Origin of the sequence: Planococcus massiliensis (genome assembly GCF_000821325.1) — a bacterium.
Lineage (GTDB): Bacteria > Bacillota > Bacilli > Bacillales_A > Planococcaceae > Planococcus > Planococcus ruber.
This window is the reverse complement of record NZ_CCXS01000001.1, coordinates 2876394-2902948: the sequence shown is the minus strand read 5'-3', so window position 1 is coordinate 2902948 and position 26555 is coordinate 2876394. Positions and strand designations below refer to the sequence as shown.

The 26555-nt window shown below is 45.9% G+C and carries 29 protein-coding genes, 9 tRNA genes, 1 rRNA gene and 1 other annotated feature; of the genes, 37 read left to right on the top strand and 2 right to left on the bottom strand.

Translation table 11 applies throughout. The features are described from left to right. Window positions 1-45 precede the first annotated feature (45 nt). From BN1080_RS14460 to BN1080_RS14425, 8 genes are all read left to right on the top strand, one after another. A complete protein-coding gene (locus BN1080_RS14460; RefSeq protein ID WP_052653143.1) occupies window positions 46-405 on the top strand; it encodes a DMT family transporter in 360 nt (119 codons plus the stop codon). Then, complete coding sequence (locus BN1080_RS14455) at window positions 393-710, top strand: DMT family transporter (RefSeq protein WP_052653141.1); 318 nt, start codon at window positions 393-395, stop codon at window positions 708-710. Before BN1080_RS14460 ends, BN1080_RS14455 begins: the two co-directional genes overlap by 13 nt. A gap of 115 nt (window positions 711-825) precedes the next feature. Beyond that, window positions 826-1896: a D-alanine--D-alanine ligase gene (locus BN1080_RS14450; protein ID WP_052653139.1), complete on the top strand. Its 1071-nt coding sequence runs from the start codon at window positions 826-828 to the stop codon at window positions 1894-1896. Between the two features lie 13 nt (window positions 1897-1909). Then, window positions 1910-3268, top strand: a complete 1359-nt coding sequence (locus BN1080_RS14445; protein WP_052653137.1) for a UDP-N-acetylmuramoyl-tripeptide--D-alanyl-D-alanine ligase — start codon at window positions 1910-1912, stop codon at window positions 3266-3268. Window positions 3269-3344: 76 nt separating this feature from the next. Continuing rightward, window positions 3345-4040, top strand: coding sequence for an alpha/beta hydrolase (locus tag BN1080_RS14440; protein WP_052653135.1), 696 nt, complete (start codon window positions 3345-3347; stop codon window positions 4038-4040). Between the two features lie 334 nt (window positions 4041-4374). Further along, the gene (locus tag BN1080_RS14435) at window positions 4375-5874 is read left to right on the top strand and encodes a degradosome RNA helicase CshA (protein WP_110925661.1); all 1500 of its coding nucleotides are present in this window, start codon (window positions 4375-4377) and stop codon (window positions 5872-5874) included. A 147-nt stretch (window positions 5875-6021) separates the two neighbouring features. Beyond that, window positions 6022-6501 carry a PH domain-containing protein gene (locus BN1080_RS14430; protein WP_052653133.1) on the top strand — a complete coding sequence of 160 codons (480 nt, stop codon included), beginning with the start codon at window positions 6022-6024 and terminating at the stop codon, window positions 6499-6501. Continuing rightward, complete coding sequence (locus BN1080_RS14425) at window positions 6494-8053, top strand: PH domain-containing protein (protein WP_052654653.1); 1560 nt, start codon at window positions 6494-6496, stop codon at window positions 8051-8053. Before BN1080_RS14430 ends, BN1080_RS14425 begins: the two co-directional genes overlap by 8 nt. A 2-nt stretch (window positions 8054-8055) precedes the next feature. Here BN1080_RS14425 and BN1080_RS14420 read toward each other — a convergent pair whose 3' ends face one another. Beyond that, on the bottom strand, window positions 8056-8664 hold the full coding sequence (locus BN1080_RS14420; RefSeq protein ID WP_052653131.1) for a rhomboid family intramembrane serine protease: 609 nt from the start codon (window positions 8662-8664) through the stop codon (window positions 8056-8058). 66 nt (window positions 8665-8730) lie between these two features. On the opposite strand from BN1080_RS14420, the gene acpS reads away from it, so the two are divergent. The 28 genes from acpS to tsaD all read left to right on the top strand — a co-directional run bounded on the left by acpS (window position 8731) and on the right by tsaD (window position 23434). Further along, complete coding sequence (gene acpS / locus BN1080_RS14415) at window positions 8731-9081, top strand: holo-ACP synthase (RefSeq protein WP_052653129.1); 351 nt, start codon at window positions 8731-8733, stop codon at window positions 9079-9081. Window positions 9082-9099: 18 nt separating this feature from the next. Next, entirely contained in the window at window positions 9100-10200 is a 1101-nt protein-coding gene (gene alr, locus BN1080_RS14410) for an alanine racemase (protein ID WP_052653127.1), read from the top strand. Window positions 10201-10297: 97 nt separating this feature from the next. Next, window positions 10298-10582, top strand: coding sequence for a transcriptional regulator (locus BN1080_RS14405; RefSeq protein ID WP_110925660.1), 285 nt, complete (start codon window positions 10298-10300; stop codon window positions 10580-10582). A 4-nt stretch (window positions 10583-10586) separates the two neighbouring features. Continuing rightward, a complete protein-coding gene (locus tag BN1080_RS14400) occupies window positions 10587-10937 on the top strand; it encodes a type II toxin-antitoxin system PemK/MazF family toxin (RefSeq protein ID WP_052653123.1) in 351 nt (116 codons plus the stop codon). 194 nt (window positions 10938-11131) lie between these two features. Beyond that, window positions 11132-11962 (top strand): RsbT co-antagonist protein RsbRA, encoded by an 831-nt coding sequence (locus tag BN1080_RS14395; protein WP_052653121.1) that lies wholly within the window; start codon window positions 11132-11134, stop codon window positions 11960-11962. Then, window positions 11959-12321 (top strand): STAS domain-containing protein, encoded by a 363-nt coding sequence (locus tag BN1080_RS14390; RefSeq protein WP_036807366.1) that lies wholly within the window; start codon window positions 11959-11961, stop codon window positions 12319-12321. Before BN1080_RS14395 ends, BN1080_RS14390 begins: the two co-directional genes overlap by 4 nt. A 2-nt stretch (window positions 12322-12323) precedes the next feature. Beyond that, window positions 12324-12725, top strand: coding sequence for an anti-sigma regulatory factor (locus BN1080_RS14385; RefSeq protein WP_052653119.1), 402 nt, complete (start codon window positions 12324-12326; stop codon window positions 12723-12725). Window positions 12726-12737: 12 nt separating this feature from the next. Beyond that, the gene (locus BN1080_RS14380; protein ID WP_052653117.1) at window positions 12738-13739 is read left to right on the top strand and encodes a PP2C family protein-serine/threonine phosphatase; all 1002 of its coding nucleotides are present in this window, start codon (window positions 12738-12740) and stop codon (window positions 13737-13739) included. A gap of 93 nt (window positions 13740-13832) precedes the next feature. Further along, entirely contained in the window at window positions 13833-14162 is a 330-nt protein-coding gene (locus BN1080_RS14375; protein ID WP_052653115.1) for an anti-sigma factor antagonist, read from the top strand. A 1-nt stretch (window position 14163) separates the two neighbouring features. Beyond that, window positions 14164-14634, top strand: coding sequence for an anti-sigma B factor RsbW (rsbW, locus tag BN1080_RS14370; RefSeq protein WP_052653113.1), 471 nt, complete (start codon window positions 14164-14166; stop codon window positions 14632-14634). Beyond that, window positions 14612-15394, top strand: a complete 783-nt coding sequence (sigB, locus tag BN1080_RS14365; protein WP_052653111.1) for an RNA polymerase sigma factor SigB — start codon at window positions 14612-14614, stop codon at window positions 15392-15394. Before rsbW ends, sigB begins: the two co-directional genes overlap by 23 nt. Next, on the top strand, window positions 15394-15993 hold the full coding sequence (locus tag BN1080_RS14360) for a PP2C family serine/threonine-protein phosphatase (protein WP_052653109.1): 600 nt from the start codon (window positions 15394-15396) through the stop codon (window positions 15991-15993). Before sigB ends, BN1080_RS14360 begins: the two co-directional genes overlap by 1 nt. Window positions 15994-16101: 108 nt before the next feature. Then, window positions 16102-18273 carry a Tex family protein gene (locus BN1080_RS14355; protein WP_052653107.1) on the top strand — a complete coding sequence of 724 codons (2172 nt, stop codon included), beginning with the start codon at window positions 16102-16104 and terminating at the stop codon, window positions 18271-18273. Window positions 18274-18355: 82 nt separating this feature from the next. After that, window positions 18356-18808, top strand: coding sequence for a SprT family protein (locus BN1080_RS14350; RefSeq protein ID WP_052653105.1), 453 nt, complete (start codon window positions 18356-18358; stop codon window positions 18806-18808). Between the two features lie 92 nt (window positions 18809-18900). After that, window positions 18901-18975 (top strand) — tRNA-Asn (locus BN1080_RS14345). 4 nt (window positions 18976-18979) lie between these two features. Next, window positions 18980-19054: transfer RNA gene (locus BN1080_RS14340), tRNA-Glu, on the top strand. Between the two features lie 217 nt (window positions 19055-19271). Continuing rightward, window positions 19272-19348: transfer RNA gene (locus BN1080_RS14335), tRNA-Met, on the top strand. Between the two features lie 3 nt (window positions 19349-19351). Further along, a tRNA-Asp gene (locus tag BN1080_RS14330) sits at window positions 19352-19427 on the top strand. A 7-nt stretch (window positions 19428-19434) separates the two neighbouring features. After that, window positions 19435-19509, top strand: a tRNA-Gln gene (locus BN1080_RS14325). 120 nt (window positions 19510-19629) lie between these two features. Continuing rightward, window positions 19630-19715: transfer RNA gene (locus tag BN1080_RS14320), tRNA-Leu, on the top strand. A 9-nt stretch (window positions 19716-19724) separates the two neighbouring features. Beyond that, window positions 19725-19801: transfer RNA gene (locus tag BN1080_RS14315), tRNA-Arg, on the top strand. A 27-nt stretch (window positions 19802-19828) separates the two neighbouring features. After that, window positions 19829-19902 (top strand) — tRNA-Gly (locus BN1080_RS14310). Window positions 19903-20163: 261 nt separating this feature from the next. Next, window positions 20164-20390 (top strand) — a sequence feature (23S ribosomal RNA rRNA prediction is too short). 96 nt (window positions 20391-20486) lie between these two features. Continuing rightward, window positions 20487-20602: ribosomal RNA gene (gene rrf, locus BN1080_RS14305) — 5S ribosomal RNA — on the top strand. A gap of 14 nt (window positions 20603-20616) precedes the next feature. Continuing rightward, window positions 20617-20689, top strand: a tRNA-Asp gene (locus BN1080_RS14300). Window positions 20690-20825: 136 nt separating this feature from the next. Beyond that, a complete protein-coding gene (gene tsaE / locus BN1080_RS14295; protein ID WP_052653103.1) occupies window positions 20826-21278 on the top strand; it encodes a tRNA (adenosine(37)-N6)-threonylcarbamoyltransferase complex ATPase subunit type 1 TsaE in 453 nt (150 codons plus the stop codon). Continuing rightward, a complete protein-coding gene (gene tsaB, locus BN1080_RS14290; RefSeq protein WP_052653101.1) occupies window positions 21275-21970 on the top strand; it encodes a tRNA (adenosine(37)-N6)-threonylcarbamoyltransferase complex dimerization subunit type 1 TsaB in 696 nt (231 codons plus the stop codon). The genes tsaE and tsaB overlap by 4 nt, the downstream gene beginning before the upstream one ends. Further along, the gene (rimI, locus tag BN1080_RS14285) at window positions 21967-22422 is read left to right on the top strand and encodes a ribosomal protein S18-alanine N-acetyltransferase (RefSeq protein WP_052653099.1); all 456 of its coding nucleotides are present in this window, start codon (window positions 21967-21969) and stop codon (window positions 22420-22422) included. The genes tsaB and rimI overlap by 4 nt, the downstream gene beginning before the upstream one ends. Continuing rightward, complete coding sequence (gene tsaD / locus BN1080_RS14280) at window positions 22415-23434, top strand: tRNA (adenosine(37)-N6)-threonylcarbamoyltransferase complex transferase subunit TsaD (RefSeq protein ID WP_052653096.1); 1020 nt, start codon at window positions 22415-22417, stop codon at window positions 23432-23434. Before rimI ends, tsaD begins: the two co-directional genes overlap by 8 nt. A gap of 356 nt (window positions 23435-23790) precedes the next feature. Here tsaD and BN1080_RS14275 read toward each other — a convergent pair whose 3' ends face one another. Continuing rightward, entirely contained in the window at window positions 23791-25731 is a 1941-nt protein-coding gene (locus BN1080_RS14275) for an ABC-F family ATP-binding cassette domain-containing protein (protein ID WP_052653094.1), read from the bottom strand. A gap of 128 nt (window positions 25732-25859) precedes the next feature. On the opposite strand from BN1080_RS14275, the gene BN1080_RS14270 reads away from it, so the two are divergent. Further along, window positions 25860-26492, top strand: coding sequence for a redox-sensing transcriptional repressor Rex (locus tag BN1080_RS14270; RefSeq protein WP_052653092.1), 633 nt, complete (start codon window positions 25860-25862; stop codon window positions 26490-26492). Window positions 26493-26555: the final 63 nt, after the last annotated feature.

The following is a 26555-nucleotide window of genomic DNA, read 5'->3' as shown; positions in this document are numbered from 1 at the left end:
TTAAGGTATCGTGCCGCGGAAAGAGAAAGGAATGAGTGAAAAAATATGGCGTGGATCTATTTGATGATTGCCGGATTGACAGAAGTCGTCTGGGCAATTGGATTGAAGTTTGCGGATGGCTTTACCAATGTCGGGCCATCGATCGTTACTTTATTGTTTATCGTCGTCAGCTTTCTATTGTTTGCAAAAGCGATGGCTGCTATTCCAATTGGGACGGCTTATGCCGTTTTCACAGGAATTGGGGCAGCTGGCACGGCTGTACTCGGGATTTCGCTGTTTGGCGAAAATGCCAGCTTTGAAAAAATCGCTTTTTTAGGGCTGCTGATTTTCGGGATTATTGGATTGAAAGTCGTGGACGGGAAAGAAGCGGCAGGTGAAGGAGGCGATTCTGAATGGCGTGGCTGATTTTGGTGATCGCCGGATTGTTTGAAGTGGCGTTTGTCACAACGATGAAATTATCCGATGGCTTTAAAGTGAAAAAGTTTACGGCGCTGACTATTTTGAGTGGAGCGCTCAGCTTCTATCTACTGTCCCTGGCGCTGACGGAAATTGCAGTCGGCACCGGCTATGCGGTATGGACCGGAGTTGGCGCAGCAGGCAGTGTAGTGGTCGGCATGCTGTTTTTTAAGGAAAGCCGGCAGCCGGCAAAATTATTTTTCTTGGCATGCATCATCGCAGGGGTAGCTGGCTTGAAAATCTTTGGCGGTTAACAGAAAAAAATTTTCGTCTTCCGCTGTTCGTGATAAACTAGTCATTATGCAAAAAGAATTTAACAAATGCACAAGCCAAAATTTCAGGCTTACATACTAGCGGAGGTTTTTCAGAATGAAAAAACGAATCGGTTTATTATATGGAGGCAAGTCAGCAGAACACGAAGTCTCGCTATCCACTGCACAAGCCGTTACCCAAGCATTGAACTTCGAGAAATACGAAGTTTTCCCAATTTATATTACACATGAAGGCGAATGGAAAAAAGGCGCGATGCTTGAAGGGCCTGTCCAAAGCATTGAACAGCTTCAATTGAGTGAAGAGACTTCTTCTCCAAATGATATTTCCGGGTTTCTGCCAAGTGAACAAGAAGAAAGTCTGGAAGTCATTATCCCGCTTCTTCACGGGCCAAACGGCGAAGACGGTACGGTACAAGGGCTGCTGGAAGTTTTGAATCTGCCGTATGTGGGGAATGGAGTACTTGCTTCATCAGCGGGTATGGATAAAGTAGTCATGAAGCAATTATTTGAAATTGCTGGCTTGAAACAAACGCCTTATGTTTATTTTATTCGCAGAGATTGGGCGGCTGATTCGAATTATTGGGTAAACAAAGTCGAGAGCGAATTGCAATGGCCGGTATTTGTAAAACCGGCGAATCTAGGATCCAGCGTCGGCATCAGCCGGGCAGAGAACACGGAGGAATTGATGGCGGCTGTTGAAGAGGCCTTGAAGTTCGACCGCAAAATCGTTGTGGAGCAAGGCGTTGTGGCAAGAGAAATCGAAATCGGCGTTCTCGGAAACGATGTGCCTGAATGTTCGGTTGCCGGGGAAATCAAGCCGCTGAAAGCGTTCTATGATTACCAGGCGAAGTACAAAGACGGCAATACGGCAATGATTATCCCGGCGGAACTGGACGCAGAAGTGTACCAAGAATTGGTGATTGCTGCTAAGAAAGCTTTCAAAATTCTGGATTGTTCCGGGCTTGTCCGTGCGGATTTCTTTGTTACTGCTGAAAATGACCTATTGATCAATGAAGTCAACACGATGCCAGGATTTACGCCTTACAGCATGTTCCCGCTTTTGTGGGAAAATACAGGATTGCCTTATCCGGAGCTGATTGAACGCCTGATCGAACTTGCGGTCAAACGCCATGAGGAAAAGCAATTACTACAAGTTAAAATAGATTGAGTGGAGAAGCCGAATGAAAAAAAAGATTGAACAAATTGCGAAATGGCTTGGGACGAAGACGAGTTTTAAAGGCATCGAGGTGACAGGAGCCTCGATCAATACAAGAACGCTGAAGCCGGGTGATCTATTCATCCCGTTCCGCGGCGAAAACGTCAACGGACATAAGTATGTAGAACAGGCATTTGAAGCGGGAGCCGCTGCGGCCTTATGGCAGCGCGATGAACCCAATCCGCCTGAAAACCTTCCGCTATTGATGGTAGATGACTGTGAAGCTGCCTTGCAGGAAATGGCCAGAGCTTACCGCGATGAACTGTCGGTTACCGTTATCGGCATCACCGGCTCAAACGGCAAAACGTCAACAAAAGATTTAGTGGCGAGTGTGTTGAAACCGTATTTCAAAGTCCAGAAAACCCAAGGCAATTACAACAATGAAATCGGTTTGCCGCTGACGATTCTGTCGCTGGATGAAGATACGAAGTTCGCTGTCCTGGAAATGGGCATGAGCGGATTTGGGCAGATTGAGTTCTTATCGGAACTTGCACGCCCGGATTATGCCATCATCACCAATATTGGCGAAGCGCATATGCAGGACCTCGGATCAAGAGAAGGCATTGCGCAGGCGAAGTTTGAAATTACAGCCGGACTTGAAAGCCACGGCAAGCTTTTCTATGATGGCGATGAACCGTTATTGCTTCCGTTCGTGGAAAATTTCCCGCAGGCCGTGTCTTTCGGGTTTGACGACAATAACGAATTGACTGTAACGGATATCAAAGCGACTGAGAACGGCAGCAGTTTCCTGGTCAGCGGGATTATTGATGCGGCTTTCACCATTCCGGTACTGGGCGAGCATCAAGTGAAGAATACGTTGTCTGCGATCCTGGTAGCACTCGAAGCTGGTCTCTCAGAAGAAGACATCCGCAAATCCCTCAAAGATGCAGCGCTCACAGACATGCGCATGCAGATCATCAAAACGGAACAAGGCGCTACGTTTATCAACGATGCTTACAACGCCGCACCGTCATCGATGAATGCCGCTTTGAATTTCATCCGCGAAACGACGATGAAAGACGATAAATGGGTGGTCCTCGGCGACATGCTGGAGCTTGGAGAAAATGAACAAGCTTACCACGAAGCCTTAGCAAAAAATATTACGGAAGATATTGCCGGAGTTTGCTTATACGGACCGCGTATGAAATGGCTCTATGATAAAATGGCCCCTTCGTTTAAAGGGGAGCTTTTATGGAGCGAAGACGATTACGCACCTATCGTTTCACTGCTTAAAGAAAAAATCACGCCGGATTCCATCATCTTGGTCAAAGGATCACGCGGCATGGCCTTGGAACATATTATCGAGCCTTTTACCGGGCAATAAGAAACTCTGCTGGGCAGGAAGCTTTTCCCGCCCAGCAGAGTTTCTGTTTATCTTGAAATGAAAGCGGGGAGCAGTTTTGAAGACAGGCGTATTGTGCATCCACGGCTTTACAGGCGGCCCTTTTGAAGTGCAGCCCTTTGCCGATTACATAAAAAAGCATACAGACTGGACAGTGGAAGTGACGACATTGCCGGGGCATGGCGAAAAACTCAACTTGAAGAAGATGACAGCGGAGCACTGGATGATGGAAGCGGAGCTCGCGATGCGGAAGTTGAAGAAAAAAGTCGACCGCGTCATCATTGTCGGTTTTTCAATGGGCGGCTTGATTGCCATGTATTTATCGCTGCGCTACAAAGTGGAGCGCCTTGTTTTATTGAGCGCCGCTGCCAAATACATTAGCGCCGCCCAAATGCTGAAAGAAGTCAAAGAAGCGGCAGCCGATGCCATCAATGGGCGTCTCGCACAAAATCCGCTGTTCCATCTCTATGAGTATAAATTGACGCATACCCCTGTCAGTTCCGCTGTTGAATTTCTGCGGGTGGTTAAAATGGTTGAACCTTATTATAAAACGATCAAAATTCCGGTGTGCATTGTCCAAGGCAAAAAAGACGGCATTGTTCCGGCTTCTGCTGCAGACTTTATTTACGAAAATATCGGCTCCCTTGATAAACGCATCATCCATTCTGATTCCGGCAAGCATTTGATCTGCTACAGCGATGATTGCGAAGACTGGTTTAGTGAAGTGCTGTTTTTCATGAAACAAGAAGAGTAAACTGATTATTGGAACCTTTGCGTATTGATTGCAAGGAAGAGTAAATCGTGCTATTCTATTGAAAGCAATGGATACATTTTTGAGACACTCTTCCCTGTGAAGAGTATTTTTTTGAGCAAAACGGTTTGTTCTACTTACAGGGCATGAAAAAACCCGCCGACAGACCGCTCGGCAACGCCCGAGCTTTTTCTGTTCACACATCCCCTCTGACTTAAAACTACAGAGTATGATTTTCGACGTGAAACTTCCTCATAAAGGCTCGACTTTGTCACGATTTCATCTAAAATGTACACCATTTGTAAATAAGATGAAGACAAAAGGAGATTGAAAAAATTTGGTAAAATTTTCAGAGTTAAATATTAGCGAAACATCTTTAAAATCCGTAAAACGTATGGGGTTTGAAGAAGCAACACCAATCCAAGAAGGCACGATCCGTCTGGGTATGGAAGGCAAAGACATTATCGGCCAAGCGCAAACAGGTACTGGTAAAACAACTGCATTCGGTATTCCGTTGATCGAAAAAATCGACACTAAAGACGGCAATGTCCAAGGGTTAGTAATTGCGCCAACTCGCGAATTAGCAATACAGGTTTCAGAAGAGCTATACAGACTGGGCCAAGATAAACATGTGCGCATTCTTTCAGTTTACGGAGGCCAAGAAATCGGCCGCCAAATCCGTGCACTTAAGAACCGCCCACAAATCATCGTCGGTACACCAGGGCGCTTACTGGACCACATCAACCGCCGTACGCTTAAATTGGATAATGTAAACACATTGGTCCTTGACGAAGCGGACGAAATGTTGAACATGGGCTTCATTGAAGACATCCAAACAATCATGGCAAGTGTTCCTGAAGAACGCCAAACCTTGTTGTTCTCTGCAACAATGCCGGATCCGATCCGCCGCATTGCAGAAAAATTCATGAAGACACCGGAAATCGTTAAAATCAAATCAAAAGAAATGACTGTTGAGAACATTGAGCAGTTCTTCGTTAAATCGGTAGAGCGCGAGAAATTCGACATCCTTTCACGTCTTTTGAACGTTCACCAGCCGGAACTTGCCATCATCTTCGGACGCACAAAACGCCGGGTTGATGAATTGGCGAAAGCGTTGAACATCCGCGGCTATGTAGCTGAAGGAATTCACGGCGACCTTAGCCAAGCAAAACGCATGTCTGTTTTGAAGCAATTCAAATCAAACAAAATCGATATCCTTGTAGCAACTGACGTAGCTGCTCGCGGACTTGATATCTCAGGCGTATCACACGTATACAACTTCGATATTCCACAAGACCCTGAAAGCTATGTTCACCGTATCGGCCGTACTGGCCGTGCAGGCAAAAAAGGTGTCGCAGTCACATTCGTAACTCCGCGTGAAATGGGCTACTTAGGCATCGTTGAACGCACAACGAAAAAGAAAATGCAGGCATTGATTCCACCAACTGCTGATGAGGCTGTTCTTGGCCAAAAACGCGTGGCGATGGAACAATTGCAAGAAATGACTGAGAAAAACAACTTGGGCGACTACCGTACATTTGCGGCAGAAATGCTTGAAAAGTTCGATGCAGTTGATTTGATTGCAGCTGCACTTAAAACAATGACGAAAGAGCCGGAAGACATTCCAGTTCAAATTTCTGAAGAGCGTCCACTTCCATCACGCGGAGGCGGCGGCTATAAAGGCAAAGGCGGACGCAGCGGCGGTGGCTATAAAGGCAACCGTTCATCTGGTTCAGGCCGTCCATCATCAAGCCGTTCATCTTCAGGTGCTGGCCGTCGCCGTGAAGGCGGAAGCGGTTCAGGGCGTCCAGGACGCACACGTCGCCACGAATCTTAAGACTTTAAATATAGAAGGCGGATGCGGAAACAGGAAACTGTTGCCGCATCCGCCTTTTTTGCTTATTCATTTTAAGCTACAATAGAATGAAACATTTACCGCTTTGAATCGTATTAAGAGTTATTATATAGAAACGGGGAGAAGCAAATGGATACACAACCAAAAAACCAAATTTCTGTAAAAGGGCTTAAAGTCTGGCGCTTGTACGGAATGATTGAAACCTTGGTCATTGCTTTGCTTGCGATCGGAGCAGGTGTGCTTACATACTTTTTTGACTGGCCGTCTTGGCTTTATGCAATTTACATAGCGGTTCCTGTGCTTTTCGGCTTCCTCTTTATTTATCTGTTTCCGAAAATCCGTTGGCAGCGCTGGCGCTACGAAGTGCGGGAGCAGGAAATTGAATTGCAGCATGGCCTTTTTATCATCAAGCGTACGCTAGTTCCGATGGTGCGTGTGCAGCACGTCGATACGGAACAAGGACCGATTTTACGGAAATATAATCTAGCAGAGATCTCCATTTCGACAGCGGCGACCACTCATACCATTCCGGCTTTGATCACAGAGGAAGCGGATGATTTGAGAGCCCGCATCTCTGTGCTTGCAAGGGTGGCGGAAGATGATGTCTGAAACCTACTATAAACTGCATCCGATTTCAGCCCTGATCAATTTTTTAAAAAGCTTAAAAGAATTGCTGATTCCTTTTCTCGTCATTTTTGGCGTGAATTTATTTAGAGACGGCGGCATCAGCGGCATGTTTTCCAATGGCTGGCAAGGCTTGATCCCACTGATTGTGGGCGGGGTGGTCCTGGTGTTTACTTTGGTCGGCGGAATCATTAAATGGAAGCGGTTCGTCTATTGGTTTGAAGATGGCGAACTTCGCATTGAATATGGCTTGTTCGTCAAGAAAAAACGATACATCCCATTTGACCGCATCCAAAGCCTGAATTATACAGAAGGCATCTTCCACCGTCCTCTTGGGCTTGTCAAGGTGAAGGTTGAGACTGCGGGATCGGGCAAAACAGGGGAAGCGGAAGCGGAATTGACCGCCATTTCCCGGGAGGACGCGGACCGGATCGAAGAAAAGATGGAAGAAGCAAAACGCGGATTCTACAGAAGAGAAGCCCTTATAGCGGAAAGCGACGTTGAGGGCGAAGCGGCAGTTCCGGAACCTGAAGTGGCTGAGAAAAAGGTGCTCCGCACACATTACCGCATGACCATGAAAGAATTGCTGATTTTGGCGACAACTTCAGGGGGGATTGGGGTTGTCTTGTCGGCAGTAGCTGTGTTCTTTTCCCAGTTCTCAGAGTTAATCCCTTATGATGCGATTTATGAAGAAGTCATGATCTTCCTGCGTTTCGGCTATTTGATTGTGGCACTGGCCATTTTTATGGGACTGCTCGCTGCATGGGCCATTTCGGTCATTTTGACCATTTTGGCCAATTATCAATTCACGATCCAGACAGACGATGACCATATTTACTTGACTCGCGGATTATTGGAGAAAAAGAAAGTATCCGTGCCGTTTAAACGGATACAGGGCATCAAGATTTCCCAGAACCCTTTGCGGGAATGGTTCGGTTATGCCACGGTAACTGTAGAAAGTGCGGGAGGATCGATAGGGGACAAAGACGAAAAGATAAGGCTTTTTCCTTTAGCTAAAAAAGAAACGATCCTGCCGATTTTAAACGAGCTGTTCCCTGAAATGGAATGGCGGCCGGAAATGGTCAAAGCTCCAAAGCGAAGTGTCCATTTCTTCTATCGGCTAGATTTTATTTGGATGCTCCCGGTGATCGGATCATTGGGCTATTTCTTTTACCCATATGGGCTTCTGTCTCTTATCATTGTGCCATTAACCGTTGGCCTAGGAGTCTGGCAGCACCGGACGGCCGGCTATTCCTTGACGGAGCGGCAATTGACGATGGAATTTAGAGGTGTCAGCAAGCATACATTCTTCATGATGAAAAAGAGAATCCAAGCAGTGGAAATTTCGAGCAGTTATTTTCAGCGACGGAAAGGCTTGGCTTCCGCTCAAGCGACGATCATGTCAGGGCTGCTCGGAGCTGCAGCTCGCGTCGAGCATATGGAACGGGAAGATGCGAGCCGCATCCTTGCCTGGTATGAACCTTCCAACCAAAAGGCCGAAGAACATGAAAAAAGTCAGCCGGAATTATCCGGCTGACCTTATTTTTTTGTTTTCCAGCTGACAATCCGTTTTGGATGGAAATAGCTCAAGCCGATTATGAAACCGGTGATCATTCCGGCAATATGCGCAGTCGCATTCACGTTAGGCGTTAAAAACGTCATAATGATGCTGATCACAATAATTGGGAGTATAATTTGTCTCAGCTGCGGCAATGAGCGCCGGCCGTAGTAAAGCAGCGCGCCGTATGCGCCGAAAATCCCAAAGATGGCACCGCTTGCTCCTACGTGGAGATAATCCAACGGCTGAATGAAATAAGTGGCTACTGTGCCAAATAAGCCGGCCGATAAGTAAATTGTGATAAACCGGACTTTTCCAGTCAATCTCTCCAGTTCAGGCCCGAATAGGAAGAGCGAGAACATATTGAAAAGCAGGTGCATCAACCCGCCGTGCAAGAACATCGGCGTAAGGAATCGCCACCATTCACCGGCTTCGATCAGGAGATTGGAACCTACTCCATAATAATAGAGAAGATTGCCGATGCCAGGAATCCAAGTCAGAACATGGACGATGAGATTCAAGGCAATTAAAGTGGAAACTACAGGATAAAGACGCAAGTATTGCGAAAAACTTTCAGTACGTAAAAACATTTGGTCACCTCAATTTCATAAATCCATTATACCTTTTTCAGGTTTACTATTGAAAGGAGAACGTCTATGATAAATGGAATCGGCCTGGATATCGTGGAGCTTCACCGCATCCGCACGTTGGATGAACGGTCAAGCAAATTCCGCCGGCGCATTCTGACCCAGCGGGAAATGGGCGAATACGAACAATTGTCGCCTGCCCGAAAGGTGGAATTTTTGGCTGGCCGCTTTGCCGCGAAAGAAGCCTTTGCAAAAGCAAACGGCACCGGAATTGGAAGCGCCTGCTCATTTCAGGAAATTGAAATCCGCAAAGATGAAAAAGGAAAGCCAAGCATTTATTTTCAGCAGCAAGAAATCGGACTTGTATCCATAACCCATACAAAAGAATATGCAGCAGCACAAGTTCTTTTGCAATCCTAAAGTAAGTGGTGATGACAAATGGTAAACTACCGTCCAACAAAAGCAATCATCGATTTGGCGGCAATTGAAAAAAATCTCGAAGTGTTCAAGAAACAGGCAGGGAAAGCGGAAGTTATTGCCGTAGTAAAAGCAGATGCCTATGGCCATGGAGTTGTAGAAGTCTCCCAGCGTGCAATTGCTTCAGGCATCCGTTTTCTTGCAGTGGCTACGCCGGACGAAGCGTTGTTTCTGCGGAAGCAGGGCATCGACACTCGTTTGCTTGTTCTCGGAGCTACGCCCGAAGCTTTTATTCCGGTGGCGCAGCAGGAAGAAATTACGCTAGCGGCCATCTCGCTTGCTTGGCTTGAAATGGCGTCAAAAGCAGCCAATCCTAAACTCCGGCCTTTGAAAATTCATTTGAAAATCGACAGCGGCATGAGAAGAGTCGGCGTATTTCCGGAAGATACAGAACAGGCCATCAATTTTATCCGCCAAAACCACTTCTCATTTGACGGCTTATTTACGCACTTTGCAACAGCCGATGAAGAAAGCGGAGCGCTGTTTCAACAGCAAGTAAAAGAAATGAGAGCAGTAATTGCATCGGTATCCGATCCTTCCGTGATGATCCATGTGTCAAACAGCGCTGCGGCGATTATGCATCCGGACCTTGCTTATGACGGTGTCCGCATCGGGATTTCTTTATATGGCATCGCTCCTTCTGCCTATGTGGAAAACCAGATGGCCATCGGATTAACGCCCGCGATGAGTTTAGAGACTGAAATCGTACATGTAAAAAAAGTGAAAGCCGGCGAAGCATTAAGCTACGGCGCGACCTACCGTGCCAAAGAAGATGAGTGGATCGCTACCTTGCCGATCGGCTATGCGGACGGCATGCTGCGCGGGCTGCAAGGGCAGGAAGTTCTTGTTCGCGGCATGCGGATGCCGGTCGTGGGGCGGATATGCATGGATCAATGCATGGTCAAGCTGACTGAAGAATTCCCTATCGGAGAAAAAGTGACGTTAATCGGCAAGCAAGGGAATGAGCAGATCCGCATGGAAGAATGGGCAGAAAAATTGGATACGATCCCATACGAAGTCCCATGCATTTTAACGAAAAGAGTGCCTCGAATTTATTGTTAAATAATGTTAGCCCTTTTATCACCTTTTCAACAGAGCGGTTCGATGTTAAGATGGAAGGGTGAGAAATAGAGAGAACGGTATGTTGGAGGTGTCGGCTGTGTACGGGAAGTCAAAGACAAAAGAAGTGGTTGTGAAACTGCCGAAGCAAATGATCTCAGAATTGACTGCTCATTCAGATGAACAAATTCAAGAACGCGGTGACTATGTTTATGTTTCGACCCAAAGGGTAACCAAGAACATATACGATTCACATCATATTCGGGAAGCAATGATCAAAGGCTACGTGGAGATGTCACAAATCAATCTTTCAATCGCTTGTGAATGTTCTCATGCAGAATACGAAGCGGAGCACACGACCGTGCGACTCGTAAGCGGGGGTTGACAATTTGATTGTAAAACGTGGTGACGTTTTTTTTGCAGAACTATCGCCAGTGGTCGGGTCCGAACAAGGCGGGACCCGTCCGGTGTTAGTGATTCAAAACGATATAGGAAATCGCTTTAGTCCCACTGTTATTATCGCGGCGATTACGGCACAGATTCAAAAAGCAAAATTGCCGACTCACGTTGAGATCAATGCCAAGAAATATGGCTTTGAGCGTGATTCTGTTATCTTGCTTGAGCAATTGCGCACGATTGATAAGTCGCGGCTGACAGATAAGATTACACAGCTGGACGAAACTTTGATGGAAAAAGTGGATGAAGCTTTGGAAATCAGCGTTGGTCTTGTGAAGTTTTAAGCATACATACTCCGAAAAAAGCTCGAAGCTTCTATGCTTGGAGCTTTTTTTCATGTACTTTGCCGCTTTTCCGCAAGCGTCTGACAAAATAGATGTGAAAAAACATATTTTCCGATACAATAATAGATAAGCTATTTTGAATACAATATAAGGTCTACAGTTATATAGAGCAATAGGGAGGGTTTTTCAAAAAAATGAATAGACAAATGGCAGGATATATCCAGGATAATTTCACCGAAATTATCTCAAGTTGGCAGGAGCTTATGAAAAACGAAAAGAATGAACGTTCTTTTCAAGTGATGCCGACGGATTTAATGAACCAAACCAGCAAGGAATTTGCTGATCTTATGGTTTCGAATTTGTTGGAAAGCCACCAAGCTTATGAAAATCGCTTGAATGATTTTGCAGAGAAAGTCGTCCGTTTAGGCTGGTCGATGACGTTTGTCACTAAAGCAATCACTCATTTTTCAGAAGTGGTCTTTGATGGCATGGAACGTGCAGGAATCATCAATGAAAAAAACTTCCGTGCTTTCTCGAAAGAATTTACGAATTGGATCAATCCAATCCGGGACAGCACGATTGATACATATTCGAAAACCTGGGAGCGGACCGTCAGTCTGCAGAAAATTGCTTTGCAGGAGCTATCAGCCTCATTGATACCTGTTTTTGATAAAGTATCTGTTATGCCACTGGTCGGAACAATTGATACGGAGCGGGCGAAACTGATTATGGAGAATTTGCTTGAAGGAGTCGTCAAACACCGGGCGGAAGTTGTGCTTCTGGATATTACCGGGGTGCCGGTCGTCGATACGATGGTCGCACACCATATTATTCAAGCGGCTGATGCGGTCCGTCTTGTTGGAGCGAAGTGCATGCTGGTCGGAATCCGTCCGGAAATCGCCCAAACAATCGTGACGCTTGGGATTAACCTCAATGAATTCACCACTACCAGCACTTTGCAGCGTGGAGTAGAACAGGCACTGGCATGGACAAATCGCAAAATAGTGGAGGTTGATGAACAATGAATTTTCGAATTCCAATTTTAAAGCTAAGAGATACATTGATTGTTTCGATTCAATGGGAGCTTGACGATCAGACTGCCATTCAATTCCAGGAAGATTTATTGACAAAATTGCACGAAACCAGCGCCCGTGGAGTTGTCATCGATTTGACCTCCATCGATTTTATCGATTCGTTTATCGCAAAAGTCTTAGGAGACGTCATTAGCATGTCAAGCCTAATGGGGGCGCGAGTGGTTATTACCGGTATCCAACCAGCAGTTGCTATCACTTTAATCGAGTTAGGAATTCGACTTGAAGATGTTATGACGGCACTGGATCTAGAAAATGGTTTGGATAAACTTCAACTGGAATTGGAGGCTTAAGAATGAGCAACCAGTCTTCGGTGGAAATTTTAACGGAATGGGATATTGTCGCTGCAAGACAACTTGGGCGCAATGTGGCAAAGGAGCTTGGCTTCGGAACTGTCGATCAAGCGCGGATCACGACAGCCATCAGCGAACTTGCCCGCAATATCTACTTGTATGCTGGACAAGGAAAAATTGAAATCCAGCAATTAACTGAGAACGGCTTGAAAGGGATTTTAATTATCGCCGCCGACCAAGGACCGGGGATTCCGGATATCAGAAAAGTGATGGAAGATGGCTTCTCAACGTCGGGAGGGCTTGGCGCCGGGCTGCCGGGTGTCAAACGTTTAATGGATGAGTTCAGAATCGAAACGATTCCAGGCGAAGGGACAGATATAAGAGCAACAAAATGGCTTCGATAGGAGGAGCGCATTATGGTTCAAAAGATTGAAAATCAGTATAAAGAAATTTTAAACCAGTATATGCAAAGACAGTCGGAGCAGAATCTTTACGTTGGCCAGAATTTTAGCCGCCAGTTGATCTCTGAGAACATTTCGCCAGAAGAAGTAATCAGTGTGCACAAAGCGGCCATGCAGGAAATATACAGGGAATTGCCAGAGGTTGTATGGCATTCCTTTGATTTTCTGATTGAAATGATGATTAACTACGGGTTAGCGCTTCAAGAACGGCAAAGTCTTTTGCAGCGCCAGGAAGAACTGCGAGTGGAAATGGATTTAGCCGCCAATGTGCAGGAAACTTTATTGAAAACACCGATGCCTGCTTTAGCGGGGCTTGATATCGGGTTGCTTTCAATTCCGGCACGCAAGATGAACGGCGATTACATATATTTCATCAGTGACTCAGAAGGCCATGCAGGAATTGCGGTTGCGGACGTCATCGGCAAAGGGCTGCCGGCTGCACTTTGCATGTCCATGGTGAAATTCGGGATGGATAGCCTGAATAATTCTCCAGCAGATCCAAAGGAAGTGCTTGGGGTCATCAACCGGGTAGTTGAAAAGAGCATTGACGATGCCATGTTCGTTTCCATGTTCTATGGAAAATACGACTCGAATGATTCAACGCTCACCTATGGTTCAGCTGGGCATGAACCGGCTATCTTATACCGGGCAAAATCGAATAGCTTTGAAGAATTGTATGCCAAAGGGCTCTTGCTGGGTGTTTCCCCGGCAGCTTCATACGAACAGCATACCGTCCAATTGGAAAAGGATGATCTGGTGATCATGATGACTGATGGGGTAACGGAAGGCCGGACGGATGAAGGGTTTATCGAACGGGAAGTCATTTTCGAATTGATTGACCAGAAAAAAGATGAACCTGCCCAGCGGATTGTGCAATTTGTCTACGATGAACTCGAACGCATGCAAAATGCAGAATTAAGAGATGATTTCACGCTAGTAATTTATAAAAAAGTCTAATCAGGTTTACGTGAAGAGTCATTGTGGTAAATACACTTACGATGGCTTTTTTAAATGCCTGTGAATTATAGAAAAACGGGGTGTCAAAAAAAGATGAATATTCAAGTTAACTTAGAAGAAATAGATAATAACCTGACTGGCTTTATCCGCGGTGAAATCGACGCGCATACAGCACCAGTATTACGGGAAAAATTAGAAGCATTTCAAACTCAGGATGGATTAAAAGCAGTGTTGGACCTTTCCGACGTTGAATATATGGATAGTACAGGGCTAGGCGTTTTTGTCGCATTTTATAAATCGGTCAATGCAAAAGGCGGCCACGTGAAGCTAAAAGGCCTCTCGTCTCGGCTAAAACGGCTATTCGATATTACCGGGCTAGGCGAAATCATGGATATCGAATCCGCTGGAAAAGGTGGTAATTAATATGCGTCCTTTCGATTATGTTGAAATGAGAGTGCCGGCGAAATCTCAATATGTCGGCGTGGCACGACTGACCATCTCTGGTTTGGCCAGCCGCATCGGCTTTTCGTTTGACGATATTGAAGATTTGAAGATCGCTTCAAGCGAAGCAGTAACAAATGCTGTTCAACATGCTTATACTGAAGGTGAAGAAGGCGAAGTAGTCATTGGCTGCGCTTTGTACAGCGATAAAATCGAAATCATGGTGGCAGACCATGGACAAAGTTTCGATTTTGAAGAAACAAAGGCGAAAGTTGGCCCTTACCATGATCAAGAAGAAGGCGCGTTTCTCCGTGAAGGAGGTCTTGGCCTGTACTTGATCGAAACCTTAATGGATGAAGTAAAAGTCCATCATCAAGAAGGCGTTACGGTCTTCATGACAAAGTATGTTGGAGGAGAGCAGGTGGAAGAGGATGTCGAAACGATCTCATCCTAATCAGCCGACCAAAGAGCAGGTGCTTGAATGGATCGAGGCTTATCAGAAGACGGAAGACGAAGAAGCCCAAACAAATCTTGTTTTGAATTACAAACGTTTAGTCGAATCAATTGCACGTAAATATTCAAATGGAAAATCTTACCATGAAGACATTGCGCAAGTGGGAATGCTCGGCCTTTTGGGAGCCATCCGGCGCTATGATCCTTCATTCGGCAGAAGCTTTGAAGCCTTTGCAGTACCGACAATCATCGGTGAAATCAAACGGTTCCTGCGCGACAAGACATGGGCTATCCATGTGCCCCGCCGTATCAAGGAATTAGGGCCGCGCATCAAATCAACGGTAGAAGTGCTGACCCGGGAACTTCAGCGTTCTCCGCAAGTTTGGGAAATTGCAGAATACTTGGACGTAGATGAAGATGACGTGCTAGAAGCGATGGAGATGGGGAAAAGCTATCAGGCCTTATCCATGGACCATTCGCTCGAAGCCGATTCCGATGGCAGCACCGTCACGTTATTTGACGTGGTTGGACAAGAGGATGATGGCTATGAAAAAGTGGATCAGCGCATGCTTGTAGCAAATGCGATGAACGTGCTTTCAGAACGGGAAAAGCAGATCATCCAATACACCTACATAGAGCAGCTGAGCCAAAAAGAAGCTGGAGACAAGTTGGGAATTTCGCAAATGCACGTTTCCCGATTGCAGCGAAAAGCCATTAAGAAGCTGCAGGAAGCGATTTTAGCAGCTGGTGGAGTTTCCTAGTGGAGAAAATTCAGCATAGTTTCGTAGAGGCCTGTATCTTCAATGAAGCAAAAAAAGGGAATTATGAGTCCGGAGACAGCTATCATACTGTATTGACGGATGATTATTTCATTTGCTCCATAGCCGATGGATTGGGGAATGGCCCGGTGGCGCGTGAATCGTCACAAGTCATTCCGCAAATTTTAAAAGAATATCACCATGAAACGATTGATGAGCTTATGCAGCGATTCAATAAATTAATGGTGCAAAAACGCGGGGCAGCTGTCGCGATATTCAAAGTCGATTTCAAGAAAAAGACGTTGGAATACAGCTGTGTAGGGAATATCCGTTTTTACCTTTACCGAAAAGGTACAAATGAGATGATTTATCCGTTGCCGGTCATGGGATATCTATCCGGCCGCCCGCAAAAATTGCGTACCCAGCTCTACACTTACGTAGAAGATGATTTATTCTTGATTCATTCAGATGGAGTCGAGTTAAGAAACCCAAAAGCGATGATGCGCCAAGCCGGGATTCCGGAGCGCCTTTACTACGATATTTTGCGGTCAATCGAAACTGGAGATGACGCAACGTTTATAGCAGGAAGCCTACTCAAATGAGGAGGCTTCTTTTTTCTGTGTTAAAATAGAGAAGGGCATTAGCCGCAGATAAGCGGATGAAACCAGCAGAATGGACGGCTTTTTACGAAATGAAAGGAAGTGTCTGGAATGGAAATGCAGCAAATCCATGCAATGATTGCAAAAGAAACAGGGGTACGCCCGAATCAGGTTGCCCAAGTCATCGAATTAATCGAAGACGGCAATACCGTGCCGTTTATCGCACGGTACCGAAAAGAAGCGACAGGGTCACTCGATGAAGTACAGATTAAAGCGATCGATGATCGTTATACATATATCCAAAACCTGGAGCAGCGGAAAGTTGAAGTCATCCGTTCGATTACGGAGCAAGAGAAAATGACTGAGGAATTGGAGAAAGCGATCCAGCAAGCGACGGTTCTTCAGCGTGTAGAAGATTTATACCGCCCTTTCAAACAAAAGCGCCGTACAAAAGCGACAATTGCAAAAGAAAAAGGGCTGCAGCCGTTAGCGGATTGGCTCATGACTTTTTCCCGCGACGATGTGATGAAAAAGGCAAAGGAATTTGTCAGCGATGAAACGGGAGTGGCGACAGCAGAAGAAGCAATCCAAGGCGCGCAAGACATTTTGGCGGAGTTATTTGCAGATGATGCGGATATCCGCGAAAAAGTCCGCTACATGACAAGAAAAGATGGGAAGATTTCGACCGCTGCTAAAAAGAACCATGAAGACGAGAAGCAAGTTTTTGAAATGTACTATGAATACGAAGAAGCCATTCAAAAAATTGTGCCGCACCGGATTTTGGCGATTAACCGCGGAGAAAAAGAAGAGGTGCTGCGAGTAGCAATCAACCCGCCTGTTGACCGGATCCTCACGTTGATGAAAAACAAATGGATTAAAACGTCTGGCCCTTCGGCGGAAGTGGTAGGAGCTGCAATTGAAGACAGCTACAAACGGTTGATCCAGCCCTCTGTGGAACGGGAAATCCGCACCGAGTTGAATGAAAAGGGAGAAACGCAGGCCATTCATATCTTCGCTGAAAACTTGCGGAATTTATTGCTGCAGCCGCCGATGAAAAACAAAATGGTGCTTGGCGTCGATCCAGCTTACCGCACAGGCTGCAAACTGGCTGTCATTGATGAAACCGGCAAGCTTCTTGAAGTTGCCGTAATTTATCCGCATGCGCCCAAAAATGATCAAGCTGGGGCGAAAAAGACGATGCAGCGTTTGGTTTCAAAGTACCCCATTGAAATCATGGCCATCGGGAACGGCACGGCTTCACGCGAAACGGAGCAATTCGTCGCAGATTTCATCACGGAAACCGGAGCGGACATTTCCTACGTGATCGTCAATGAAGCGGGAGCGAGCGTTTATTCGGCATCCGATATTGCCCGTGCAGAATTTCCGGACCTTCAAGTAGAAGAAAGAAGTGCGGCGTCCATTGCACGCCGCCTCCAAGATCCTTTGTCGGAACTGGTGAAGATCGATCCGAAAGCTGTGGGGGTCGGCCAATACCAGCATGACGTGTCCCAAAAGAAATTGGCGGATCAACTGACTTTTGTAGTCGAGACGGCAGTTAACCAGGTTGGAGTAAATGTCAACTCGGCCTCTTCGTCTTTATTGCAGTATGTTGCAGGGTTGAGCAAAACCGTGGCGGAAAATGTTATCAAAATGCGTGATGAAAACGGACGGTTCCAATCGCGTGCGCAATTGAAGAAGATTCCACGCTTGGGCGCGAAAACCTATGAACAGGCGATCGGCTTCCTGCGGATCCCTGAAGGAAAAAATCCATTGGATGCAACGGGGATTCACCCGGAAAGCTATAGCATAGCCGAAAAACTTTTGGAATTGGTGGGAGAAGACAAGAAATCAGTTGGACATCCAGAAATAGCCGAGAAATTGGAACAGCTTCAAGTGGATGAGCTCAGTGAAAAATGGGAAGTCGGCGAAATTACGTTGAAAGATATTTTGGATGCGTTGAAGAAGCCAAACCGCGATCCGCGTGATGAATTCCCGCAGCCTTTATTAAAAAGTGATATCTTGAAAATGGAAGATCTGCTTCCGGGCATGGAAGTTCAAGGAACGGTACGGAACGTTGTAGACTTCGGTGCTTTTGTTGATATCGGCGTGAAGCAAGACGGCCTGGTCCATATTTCGAAATTGAAAAAAGGGTTCGTGAAGCATCCGCTCGATGTCGTTGCAGTCGGTGACATTGTGACCGCCTGGGTGGATAAAGTTGAAAAAGACAAGGGGCGCATTGCTTTGACGATGTTGCCGCCAGCGAAACAAACTGAACAAGGTTAAGAAATGCTCATGTACAAACAGCCGCTTCCTGTTAAAATGGAGGCGGCTGTTTTATTTGAATACGCGAAATAGGGGAGTTACAATGACCAACAACGAATTGACCGAACTGATTAAAGAAATCTCGAACAGCGTCTTTCAAAAACCATTTCTCCATCAGGGAAGTTTTAATGCGCGATTAAGAACGACAGGCGGACGGTATTTGCTGAGATCCCACAACATCGAAATCAATCCGAAATCTTATGAAACATTCGGCTTCGCAGAATTGGAAGGAATCATCAAACATGAACTTTGCCATTATCATTTACATATAGAAGGAAAAGGATACAAGCATCGCGATGCAGATTTTAGAGAATTGCTGCAGCAAACCGGAGCGCCGCGTTTTTGTTCAACCATTCAACGCCCGAAAGCCGCTCGCTCAAGCAAGCGCTATGTATACGAGTGCATTTCGTGCAATGCAAATTACGTTCGGAAAATTCGGATGAATGTCGAAAGATACCGCTGCGGCAGATGTTCTGGAAAGCTTTCTCTGAAATAATAAAAGAAATGAAAAAAAGTGTTGACGATTCTTATAGACCTCTTTATAATAAGAAAAGTCGACAAGTACTTAAACAGTTCTTGCAACACTATTCCGAAGTAGCTCAGTGGTAGAGCACCGCACTGTTAATGCGATGGTCGTAGGTTCGAGTCCTACCTTCGGAGCCATTGAGGCCCCTTGGTCAAGCGGTTAAGACACCGCCCTTTCACGGCGGTAACACGGGTTCGAATCCCGTAGGGGTCACCATTCATTTTGAGATAGCTTATATAGAATGTTATTGTGAAATACATACTTAATGAGAAGTTTTGAAAGATGAATTTAAGTGGAGAATGAAATATTATTGTCGCGGGGTAGAGCAACGAGCCGTACGAAGACGGCGAAGTAACACCGGAGCAGGCGCAGCCGATGCAGGTGTCATCTGCGATAAGCAACGAGTAAGAAAAATCTTCGTATATACTATTGTCGCGGGGTAGAGCAGTTCGGTAGCTCGTCGGGCTCATAACCCGGAGGTCGCAGGTTCAAATCCTGCCCCCGCAACCAAATGGTCCCGTGGTGTAGCGGTTAACATGCCTGCCTGTCACGCAGGAGATCGCCGGTTCGATCCCGGTCGGGACCGCCATTTTTATTGGGGTATAGCCAAGCGGTAAGGCAACGGGTTTTGATCCCGTCATGCCCTGGTTCGAATCCAGGTACCCCAGCCATTTTAATCAACCGAATCAATCCAAATGAGATTATTATCTACGGCGAATTAATTAAGAAAAAATTATTGACTTCAAGTTGGTAATGTATTATAATAGAATTTGTCCCTAAAATAATTTTAGGCGGTCGTGGCGGAATGGCAGACGCGCTAGGTTGAGGGCCTAGTGGGAGAAATCCCGTGGAAGTTCGACTCTTCTCGGCCGCACCATATCGCATTGCGCCCGTAGCTCAATTGGATAGAGTACTTGACTACGAATCAAGCGGTTAGAGGTTCGAGTCCTCTCGGGCGCGCCATACTTTATTGATTAAAAAATACGATTTGCGGGTGTAGTTTAGTGGTAAAACCTCAGCCTTCCAAGCTGATGATGAGGGTTCGATTCCCTTCACCCGCTCCATAATTTTAAAACATGAACCTTGAAAACTGAACAGCAAAACGTCAACAAAAGACGTCACGAGCGCTTCGGCGCGAGAACGGCTTTTGCGAGGGTTGCCGTTAGGCAATCGGAGCAAGGCTGCTTTCACCCGGGTGTTCGTGACTTACCATACTGATCAGGCTTTGCCAGATCAAAGCGAATCGTGCGTCTTTTCGGAGGCGGCGATGCGCCAGCATTGAGCAATCAATACTACTCTATAATGGAGAGTTTGATCCTGGCTCAGGACGAACGCTGGCGGCGTGCCTAATACATGCAAGTCGAGCGGAACTGGGGGAGCTTGCTCCTTCCAGTTTAGCGGCGGACGGGTGAGTAACACGTGGGCACGAAGCCCCCCTCAAGATGAGATTTCCCATTGCGCAAGCAAGTAAGATCCCTCAAAGACGATGAGGTAGATAGGTTCGAGGTGGAAGCGTGGCGACACGTGCAGCTGACGAATACTAATCGATCGAGGACTTAACCAACTTTGTTTACGGAAACCAACGGTTTCACCCGTTTCAATGTCGCCTATCCAGTTTTGAGTGAACAAGTCACTCTGAAAAAAAGAGTCCAGTGATGATGGCAAAGAGGCCACACCCGTTCCCATCCCGAACACGGAAGTTAAGCTCTTTTGCGCCGATGGTAGTTGGGGGTCTCCCCCTGTGAGAGTAGGACGTCGCTGGGCTGATTTTTTTTTTTGGTCCCGTGGTGTAGCGGTTAACATGCCTGCCTGTCACGCAGGAGATCGCCGGTTCGATCCCGGTCGGGACCGTAATCTTTCAAGTAAGCACAGCGATCTCGCTGTGCTTATTTTTTTGTTTCAAAAATCGTTTGCAAAAGATTATGTTTTGATTTACTGCGCCATCTTCGCTAAACTATGGTAAGACTCAATCGAGGTGACAGAAAGAATGAACTATACATTAGAAGTGGCATCACCCCATGAAACAGAAGCTTTCGCTGAAAAGCTTGCTCAGTATTTAAAACCTCAAGATGTTTTGACGCTTGAAGGCGACTTAGGTGCGGGGAAAACGACATTTACTAAAGGCGTTGCAAAAGGATTGGGCATCAAACGAATGGTCAACAGTCCTACCTTTACTATACTTAAACAATATGAGGGGAACTTGAATTTAAATCACTTCGATGTTTACCGCTTAGAAGACAGTGACGAAGACATCGGTTTTGATGAATTGTTTGAAAGTGAAGCAGTATCTGTTATCGAATGGGCACAATTCATCGAAGATTATCTTCCGAAGGAGCGTTTGGAAATAACGCTTATCCGTCTATCAGATGAAGGGCGCAAAATTGAAATGAAACCAATTGGAACACGGTATGAATTACTGTGCAAGGAGTTAAATATATGATTTATTTAGGAATCGATACTTCAAATTCCCCTTTAACGGTCGCGTTAATGAGAGATGAAAGTGTTTTAATAGAAGAAACAACGAATTTGAAAATCAATCATTCTTTAACAGCAATGCCTGCCGTTGAAGAAATGATGAAGAAAGCAAAAATTTCTCCTGCTGATTTGACACATATTGCTGCAGCCAGCGGACCTGGATCTTATACGGGCGTCCGCATTGGTTTGACGATTGCCAAGACGCTAGCTTGGTCATTGAAGATTCCGCTTCATACTGTATCCAGTTTAAAAGTACTGGCTGCAAATGGCCGGTACTTTGAGGGGCATATCTGTCCCATCATGGATGCACGGCGGGGCACTGTTTTTACAGGTCTCTATAACGGATCGGATTTATCGACGGTGATTGAAGATCAGCATAGCGATTTAAATGAATTTTTAATAAGAGTAAAAGAACAGAATAAATCCGTATTATTCACAGGGATAGATGTGGCTATACACGAAGAGGCCATTCGTGAAGTGTTGGGAGAAGCAGCTTTTTTCAGTGGACCGCAAGACCGGCTTCCTCGCGCTTCCAATTTGATCGTCTTGGCAAAAGAAGAGAAAGCGCAAGATATCCATCATGCTGTCCCAGAATATCAGCGCATTACAGAAGCCGAAGCCAATTACCTCAAAAGCCAAGAAGGTAAAAAGCTATGAACGCAGAAGTCAATATTCGAAAAATGACAGTCGAAGATGTAGAACAAGTCTTTGAAATTGAAAAATTGTCTTTTACCTTGCCTTGGACAAAAGATTCTTTTTACTATGAAATGACTACAAACGAGAGTGCTTATTACGTAGTAGCAGAAACCGAACGAGGGGTTGTCGGCTATTGTGGAATGTGGCTTGTTTTAGACGAAGCGCATATAACCAACATCGCTATTTTGCCTGAAGAAAGAGGCAAAAAACTGGGTGAGCGCTTAATGAGAGCGGCGATGGAGGCCGCTAAAAGCCAAGGGGCAGTCTTGATGACACTGGAAGCACGCGTCAGCAATGAACCAGCTCTGAATTTGTATCGAAAACTAGGATTTAAAAATGGTGGCATACGAAAACGGTATTATACCGACAATTTCGAAGATGCTATAGTGATGTGGGTGAATTTTAATGAATAAAGATATTTATGTATTGGGGATTGAGACCAGTTGTGATGAAACAGCCGCTTCCGTTGTAAAAAATGGAACTGAAATCATATCGAATGTGGTAGCATCTCAAATCGAAAGCCATAAACGTTTTGGCGGGGTCGTGCCGGAAATCGCTTCTAGGCACCATGTTGAACAGATTACGATTGTTATTGAAGAAGCTCTGGCACAAGCTAATCTAGAGCCTAAACAATTGAGTGCAGTCGCGGTTACGGAGGGGCCTGGCCTAGTGGGGGCATTGTTAGTCGGGGTAAATGCAGCGAAAGCTTTTGCCTTTGCCCATCAATTGCCGATAGTTGGAGTCCATCATATTGCTGGGCACATCTATGCTAATCGACTTGAGCAAGAAATGGAGTTTCCGCTGTTGGCCTTAGTGATTTCAGGGGGCCATACCGAATTGGTCTATATGAAAGAGCATGGAGATTTTGAAGTGATCGGGGAAACACGGGATGATGCAGCAGGAGAAGCTTATGATAAGGTAGCAAGAACCTTGAATCTCCCTTATCCTGGAGGCCCACATATTGACCGGTTGGCTCATGAAAGCGATGGGGCTGTTGAATTTCCGCGGGTGTGGCTGGAGGAAGGCTCATACGATTTCAGTTTCAGCGGCTTGAAATCATCTGTTTTGAACTATATGCATAATGCAGCTCAACGCGGTGAAACGGTACCGCCAGAGCACGTAGCTGCAGGGTTCCAAAACAGCGTAGTGGAAGTGGTTACGGCAAAGACGCTACGTGCTGCAACACAGTATAAAGTAAAACAAGTTATAGCGGCCGGAGGGGTCGCTGCCAATAAAGGCTTAAGAACCTCTTTGACGGATACCTTTAAAGAAAAGGGCCTACCTTTCTATATCCCTTCTTTGAAACTATGCACGGATAATGCAGCAATGATCGCTGCTGCAGGAACCGTAATGTTCGAAAAAGGACATCGGGGGACGATGGCAATGAACGGCCGGCCAGGAATGGCCATGGCCTCCTGGAACTAAAAAGCTCAGCATACCTGATAATCCATCAGGTATGCTGAGCTTTTCCCTTTAAATTCTGACTTTATTTAGATTCTAGAAATAAATTTTGTCAATAGAGAACATTTGTACTTATGCACAAAATGTGTATAACCTGTTCATAACTATCTGACAACTAGGGGATTACCCAGATATTGTGTACACGAAAGTGGAAAACTTTGTGCATAATATTTTGCATGGCTGTGGATAATGTGTATAAACCTGTTGATAGCCGTTTTTATCACTTTTTAGCTGTGCACAACTTTGTGGAAATAAATATTTTGTTAAAGGCTATTGACCTATATCTAGTGAAGAGAAAAACCGTATACAAAAGTATACGGTCAAGAGTGGACATTTTCAATCTTTTCTTGTAATTCCAGCCATAGAGCCATTTTCTCTTCATGGGCTTCTTTGAGCTTCTCTAATTCGGTTTGAAGCGGCAATACCCGCTCGTGGTCTTGGAAAACTTCAGGAAGGCAAAGCTGTTCCTCGATTCCAGCAATTTGGAGGTCCAATTGTTCCATTTCCGATTCGGTTTCTTCGGACTGGCGCACCAATTGGCGTTCTAGTTTTTTCGCTTCTTTATTGATCTGCGAAGTGGTCGGTGCTGCGGAAGTTTGAGTGGCAGTTTTCGATTCCTCTTCTTCCAATGCTTTCAGTTCTTCGAGTTCGAGTTTTTTCTCCAGGTAGTAATCGTAATTCCCGAGGTATTCAGTCGTTCCGTCACGGGTCAGCTCGATGACTTTCGTCGAAATCCGGTTCATGAAATACCGGTCATGGGAAACGAATAAAATCGTGCCTGGATAGTCAAGAAGAGCATTTTCCAATACTTCTTTGCTGTCGAGGTCCAAGTGGTTGGTCGGCTCATCCAGCAAGAGGACATTGGCTTTTTGCATCATCAGTTTTGCCAAAGCGACACGGGCTTTTTCGCCTCCGGAAAGGGTGGAAATGGGTTTTAGCACGTCATCTCCAGAAAAAAGGAAGCGGCCGAGCACACCCCGAATGTCTTTTTCGTTCACATGCGGGTAATCGTCCCATAGCTCATTTAATAGAAGCTTATTGCCTTTTAGATTCGCTTGTTCCTGGTCGTAGTAGCCGAATTGAATGCCCGTGCCGTAATGGATTTCACCGGCAAGCGGTTCGAGTTCTTTCATAATGGTCTTCAATAGCGTGGATTTGCCGACGCCATTTGGACCGACCAATGCCAAGCTTTCCTGGCGGTAAAGTTTCCATGAAATGTTCTCGGACACCGGCGCGTTGCCATAGCCAATCGCAAGCGAGCGAACATTTAGGACGTCATTCCCACTCTGCTTTTCAATGCTGAAACCGAAGCGTGCCGATTTTTCGTCGCCATTCGGCGCATCCATCCAATCGGTCTTTTCCAGAATCCTTCTGCGGCTTTGGGCCATTTTGGTGGTCGAAGCCCGCACGAGATTGCGCTGGACGTAGTCTTCGAGCTTTGCTTTCTCGCTTTGCTGTTTTTCGAATTGCTTTAAGTCATGTTCGTATTGCTTCGCTTTTTCATCCAGGTAGCGGCTGTAGTTTCCTGTGTACTTCTTGACGCGGTGTCGCGATACTTCATAGACAAGCGTCACGACTTGGTCAAGAAAATACCGGTCATGGGAAACGATCAATAAGGCACCTGGATAATTTGTCAAGTAATTCTCGAGCCAGCTGAGTGTTTCGATGTCCAAATGGTTAGTAGGCTCATCGAGGATCAGCAATTGGGGTTTGCTCAAGAGAAGCTTGGCCAGCATTAAGCGGGTTTTCTGGCCGCCTGACAGCGAAACGATTTTCTTCTCGTAGTCTTCCTGGTAGAATTTCATGCCGTGCAGGATGGTCCGCGTGTCCGCTTCGTACTGATAGCCGCCTGCCTCTTTGAAATCATGCTGCAGCGTATCATACTCTTGCATCACTTTTTCGTATTGAGCCGTATCTTCATAAACGGCTGGATCAGCCATTTGGGCTTCAAGCTGGCGGAGTTTGGCTTCCTGTTTACGGAAATGTTTGAAAATCGTCATCATTTCTTCCCAAATGGTCGCATCGGTTTCAAGGTCCGTCTGCTGTTCCAGGTAGCCGATGGTCAAATCTTTCGGCATGATGATGTCGCCGCTATCGTATGACATCTCGCCGGAAATGATTTTCAATAAAGTCGATTTGCCCGCCCCGTTGCGGCCCACTAATGCAACACGGTCGCGGTGTTGAACTTCCAATTTGACGCCCGAAAGAATTTCGTCTGCGCCGAACGATTTATGGACTTGGTTAACTTGTAAGACTATCATGTGGGTCACCTCTATTCTCTCTTAGTTTAGCCTACGGAAGGGCGCTTCGCAATCAAGCTAGCTTTACATATGGGCTCTCCTCAGGTAAGATAATATCGATTTGATACGACCTCAGGAGGTAACCTTGCATGTTGCATGAACCATCAAAAATTCCGCAAGCCACGACCAAAAGGCTGCCCTTGTACTACCGGTTTCTCCAAAACTTTGCCAACGCTGGACAAAAACGCATTTCTTCACAGGAACTGAGTGAAGCGATGAAAATCGATTCAGCTACCATCCGCAGGGATTTTTCGCATCTCGGGGCATTTGGGAAAAAAGGCTATGGCTATGATGTCCAGGATTTGTTGGTCTTTTTCCGCAAAACGCTTGATCAGGATGAAGCAACCAATGTTGCGTTGATCGGTGTCGGCAACCTTGGCAGCGCATTTTTAAAATATAATTTTCAACGCAATCACAATACGAAAATTGTCTTGGCGTTCGATTCCAACAGCCCGATAGAAGGGGAGAAAATCAGCGATATCGATACGTTCCATCCAGACCGGATCGAAGAAAAGATTGAGGAATACGGCATCGAATTGGTGATACTGACAGTCCCTTCCCGTTCTGCCCAGGAAGTGACAGATCGGCTCTCAAAAACACAAATCAAAGGGATTTTAAACTTTACGCCGGTACGTATTGCCGTGCCTCCCCATATCCGTGTCCAAACCATTGATTTGTCGGTTGAACTGCAGACGCTCATCTACCAAATCAAGCAACAATGACTCAAAAAATTCACATTTGGCCAGCCGTTTGAAATAGCCAAAGGGGTTTGAATGATGTAGAAT